Annotated in this window: 4 protein-coding genes and 1 pseudogene; 3 read left to right on the top strand and 2 right to left on the bottom strand. The window is 62.2% G+C overall.

All coding sequences use genetic code 11. From position 1 onward, the window contains the following. Nucleotides 1-679: LD-carboxypeptidase (locus V7D69_RS15240; RefSeq protein ID WP_333606225.1), on the bottom strand; the 679-nt coding region annotated here is incomplete at its 3' end. A gap of 54 nt (nucleotides 680-733) precedes the next feature. Between V7D69_RS15240 and V7D69_RS15235 the strand changes: the two genes are divergently transcribed. Further along, the gene (locus V7D69_RS15235; protein WP_333606224.1) at nucleotides 734-2,167 is read left to right on the top strand and encodes a glutamate ligase domain-containing protein; all 1,434 of its coding nucleotides are present in this window, start codon (nucleotides 734-736) and stop codon (nucleotides 2,165-2,167) included. A gap of 94 nt (nucleotides 2,168-2,261) precedes the next feature. Then, entirely contained in the window at nucleotides 2,262-3,785 is a 1,524-nt protein-coding gene (locus V7D69_RS15230) for a methyl-accepting chemotaxis protein (RefSeq protein ID WP_333606223.1), read from the top strand. Between the two features lie 20 nt (nucleotides 3,786-3,805). Here V7D69_RS15230 and V7D69_RS15225 read toward each other — a convergent pair whose 3' ends face one another. Then, entirely contained in the window at nucleotides 3,806-4,750 is a 945-nt protein-coding gene (locus V7D69_RS15225) for a DUF808 domain-containing protein (RefSeq protein WP_324064195.1), read from the bottom strand. A gap of 207 nt (nucleotides 4,751-4,957) precedes the next feature. Here V7D69_RS15225 and V7D69_RS15220 point away from each other — a divergent pair. Next, nucleotides 4,958-5,078 (top strand): annotated as a pseudogene (locus tag V7D69_RS15220) (flagellin FliC); the annotation flags it as partial.

The raw sequence follows: 5,078 nt of genomic DNA, 5'->3' as shown, positions 1-5,078 counted from the left end.
CCGGCACTTCGCTGATGCGCCCGAGCTTGAGGCCGGCGATGCCGCCAAGATGCGCCACGATGTGAAAGAACAGCCTGTCTATGGCGTATAGATGCTCCGAAACCTCCTCCACCATCACCACGTGGCCCGCCAGCCCCGGCATCAGCCGCGTGCCACAGAGCATCGCCAGCGTCATCAGATTGAAAGCGGCGACCGGGCGCCGTTCGACTGCCAACGACGGTTCGACGCCTGACTGGTCTCCATCGAGGTAGGCAAGCGCGCGCCGTATCGCGTCCTCGCCGCCCGTACGGCGGATATCCACAAGCATCGGCGCATGGACCGGGCGGCCAACGCGTTCACGATAAAGCCCGCCGAGTAGATAACCGGCATCCGAATAACCGATGAAGGTCTTGCCCTGCGCTGAATGGTCGAAGCGCGCCAGAGCCGCCTCGGCGATTCTGCACGCGCCATAGCCGCCCCGCGCGAACCACACCGCGTCGATGCCTGGGTCATTGGCGCATTCCACCAGGGCGGCCAGGCGCGCGTCGTCACTGCCGGCGAAGTGCCCTTCGATCTGAAAGCACTGAGGATGGATGCGAAGCTCCATCTTGGGAAACTCCGCGGCGGCAAGCGCCAACACGCGGTCCGCATCCTCGCGGGTGATCGGGGCGGACGGTGCACAAACTGCGATACGGACCATGCATGCTTCCTATCGAGGTTGTCACGCGGGGCAAGGGCGCATACCGAAGCTTTCATGACTGACGTTCCCGCCCTCGCCTCTCATCCATGGTTCTTTTGCGGCATCGGCGGCTCCGGGATGCTGCCGCTCGCGCTAATCCTCAAGGGACAAGGCGCCACGGTCGCCGGGTCGGACCGCAGCCGTGACCAGGGGCGCACGCCGGAGAAATTCATCTGGCTGGAGAGCCTGGGCTTCGACCTCTTTCCGCAGGACGGCAGCGGCGTGGTTTCGGCCAAGCAGACACTCGTGGCCTCAGCCGCGGTCGAAGATACTGTGCCGGAAGTGGTGCGAGCGAAGGAATTGGGTTGCGAGCGGATCAGCCGGGCGCAGCTTCTCGCCACGCTGTTCAATGCGGCGTCGTTGGGCATCGCCGTGGGCGGCACGTCAGGAAAATCGACAGTGACAGGCATGATCGGGTGGATCATGACTGCGATAGGCCGTGATCCGACGATCATGAACGGCGCGGTGATGAAGAACTTCATCGGGCCAGACGCGCCTTTCGCCAGCGCACGGGTTGGGCATGGCGATATTTTCGTGTCGGAAGTCGACGAAAGCGATGGCTCGATCGCGCTTTACCGCCCGAAAGTGGCGGTGCTCGGCAATATCAGCCTCGATCACAAGAGCCTGGAGGAACTGCGCGCGCTGTTCGGCGATTTCCTGGCCCGCGCCGATGTTGCGGCCATCAATCTCGACGATGCGGAAACTGCAGCGCTGAAAAAAGGGGCCCGCTCTTCAGTAACGTTCGGGATCATCTCCCAGGACGCCCGGATCAGCGCGGGAAACATCGTCGAGGAAGCAACCGCGCTCACCGCCACCGTGCGTGACCGGCGCGACGACAGCACGTATTCGCTCGCGTTGAAAGTCCCCGGCCGGCATAATCTCTATAACGCGCTTGCCGCGATCGCCGCCACTAACGCGGCGGGGGTTCCCGTTGGAGAGGCTGTGGCCGCGCTCGGCAGTTTCGCCGGTCTTGCACGCCGTTTCGACGTCGTCGGCACGACGCCCGCCGGAATCACCGTGATCGACGATTTCGGCCACAACCCGGATAAAGTTTCGGCCACGCTGGCGACGGTGAAGGCCCATCCTGGACGCGTCATCGCGTTCTTTCAGCCTCACGGCTATGGTCCCTTGCGGCAGATGGGGGCGGAACTGGCGCAGGTTTTCGCTGAAAAGCTTGAGCCCGGCGACGTGACCATTCTGTGTGACCCAGTCTATTTCGGCGGCACCGCCGATCGCAGCGAGGGCAGCGAACGGATCGTCCAACTGATCCGCAAAGCAGGCGGCGCAGCCGAGTACATTTCTTCGCGCGAAGATTGCGGGAGGCGAATTGTCGAAATCGCGGAGGCGGGCGATCGCGTCGTGGTCATGGGCGCGCGTGACGACACGCTCAGCGCCTTCGCCCGCGAACTCCTCTCAATCATGACGACCAGATATGGTGACCTTACGTAGTCCCTGCTCACCCAATCTACGCGAAAGAGGGTTAGGCTGAAGACATAACTCATTTTTGGGAAGTGTTATGTCTCAAGCGGCTCCTCAAGGCGATTTGGCAGCGAAGCTCCGTGCGTTTTCGATCGACAAGAAGGATCTGGCGCGCTTTTCCGGAATTGCCCGGATAATCAAGAAATCCGCGCCGAAGATCCTCGATCGGTTCTACGCCGATGTTCGAGCCGATCCGCAACGCGCTCGATATTTCCCATCACAGCAAATCATGGATAGCGCGCGCTCGCGTCAAATGGATCATTGGATCAACCTGTTTTCCGGCGCTCTCGAGCAGGATCATCTGGATCGGGCCGCGCATATCGGGCAGGTTCACGCCCGCATCGGTCTTGAGCCGGCCTTCTATATCGGCGGTTATGCCAGCATCCTCGCCGAGCTGGTCGAAGCTGAATTGACGAACTCGATCGGCGGTATCTTCCGAAGGGCAAAAGCACGAAGGATCGGCACGCTCATCAAAACCGCATTGCTGGACATGGAACTGGCGACTTCTGCCTATCTCAACACGCTGGACCATGGCCGCGAAATCACGCTGGACCGGCTGTCGAAAGCGCTTGCGGATGTTTCGCAAGGTGATCTTACGGTCCAGATCGAAGGGCTTCCCAAGGAATTTGAGCAGGTTAAGGTCGATTTCGCCTCGATGTGCGAATGCATCGCCCAAACCCTGGGCTCGGTGGCGGCATCGTCCGATCAGATCCACGTAGGCGCTTCGGAAATCGATGCCGCCAGCGACGACTTGTCGCGACGGACGGAAAGCCAGGCGACGGCGCTTGCGGAATCGGCGACCGCGCTCGATCAACTCACCGCCGGCATCCGTTCCGCCGCTCAAGGGGCGAGCGAAGTCAATCACGCCGTGGTCGAGGCGGAAGCGGAAGCGCGGCAGGGCGGCAAGGTCGTGGAAGACGCGGTCCTGGCCATGGACGGCATCCAGAAGTCGGCGCAGGAAATCGGCGCCTTCGTCAATGTCATTGACTCGATCTCATTCCAGACCAATCTCCTGGCGTTGAACGCGGGTGTCGAAGCTGCTCGCGCCGGTGACGCCGGCAAGGGATTTGCGGTCGTCGCCACGGAAGTGCGCGCGCTCGCCCAGCGCTCTGCAGAAGCGGCGCAAAGCATCAAGAGCCTGATCGGCGATTCGGTCCATCATGTCGAACGCGGCGTCAGTCTGGTCGGTCGGACCGGTGAAGTATTTCGCCGTATCGTCGAGAAGGTAAGCGGGATCACCACGCTCGCCTCGCAGATCTCAGAACTGGCGCACACTCAGGCGGGTCAGCTCGGCCAGGTCAATTCGGCGGTCAGCGAGATGGATCGCATGACGCAACAGAACGCCGCGATGGTGGAGGAAGCCACCGCTGCTGCCCGCAATCTGGCGGTGCAGGCGGAGGAACTCGCCAAGCTGGTCAAGATGTTCAAACTCGATGCGAAGCATTCGGGCACGGCTCGCGGCGCTCGGCCCGGCTCGGGCGGCGGCACGGCTTATCGCGCAGCAGCCGCAAGTCCACGAACAATGGGCGCTCTTGCATTAAAGGCCGAGCCGACGGAGATGCCGGGGAACGATTGGGCGGAATTCTGAAGCGGGTGGTCGGCTCCTCGTCAATCCGACTTGGGCCGAAGCCTGCCAGTCCAGTGGGCCGCGACGGCAATCACCGTTCCCAATGTCATGCCCACCACCGCCGAAGCCAGCGCATAAGCGAGCCATCCCACAATCGCTCCCAGCGGTCCCGCCGCTTCGGCAAGAACATGCGCGGCATCATGTGCGATCCGCGCGGGCTGGGAAACGCCTAGTTCCTCAAGCCCGTGCAGGATGATCCCGCCGCCTACCCACAACATTGCAAGAGTGCCGGCGCTGCCCAGCACTGATAGCACCGCCGGCATGGCGCGCAGCAGTAGGCGCCCCAGGGCCTGTGCGCCGGCCCCCTGCCTGCGCGCGAGATGCAGGCCCACATCGTCCATTTTCACGATCAATGCCACTACGCCATATACGCCGGCTGTTATAAGTACGCCCACCAGCGTCAGCGCCACCGCCCGCGTCAGCAGCGAGGCGTCCTCCACCTGGGAAAGCGCGATCGCCATGATTTCCGCTGACAGGATAAGGTCCGTGCGGATCGCGCCTGACACGCGGGCGGTTTCGAAGGCGGACGCGTCGTCGATCAGGTCCTCCAACGTCTCCCCATGCTTCTGGCCGCCCAGCTTCTCGATGATCTTTTCGGCCCCCTCGAAGGAGAGGTAGCCGCCACCCAACATGAGCACCGGAACAATCGCCACCGGCAGCAAGGCGCTCAACAACAGTGCCAGGGGCAGCAGGATCAGCAGTTTGTTACGCAAGCTGCCTTTGGCGATCTTCCAGATGATCGGCAGCTCCCGATCGGGAGTAAAGCCTGTGACATAACCCGGTGTTACCGCCGCATCATCGATCACCACGCCGGCGGCCTTGCTTCCCGCCTTGGCCACGCCGGCGCCCACGTCATCCAGCGATGCCGAAGCGGCGCGGGCGATTATCGAGATGTCGTCAAGCAGCGCTACCAGGCCGGAGGGCATTAACCAGTGCTTCCGAATGTCTAAGGAAAGTGTGGGCAGGCATGGAGGGGAATTGCCGGCCGATCAAGCGAAAGCACGCAAATCCAGGGGGATAGGCGATGTGATTCGCCGTGACCTTAAACCATCACGGACACGGCCGTTCTTCCCCTTGTCCGAAGGGCGCCCGGACCGGTGCTCGCCCTGGGCTAAAAAACTGGGGAATTAAGCATGTCTGTTATCAACACCAACATCAGCGCCATCCGCGCTTCAAACGCATCGATTGCCGCCAACAAAATGCTGGGCACCGCCATGGAGCGTCTGTCGACCGGCAAGCGCATCAACAGCTCGA

Origin of the sequence: Novosphingobium sp., assembly GCF_036733805.1 — a bacterium.
In the GTDB taxonomy this organism is placed as follows: domain Bacteria; phylum Pseudomonadota; class Alphaproteobacteria; order Sphingomonadales; family Sphingomonadaceae; genus Novosphingobium.
This window is presented reverse-complemented; position numbering and strand designations above follow the sequence as displayed.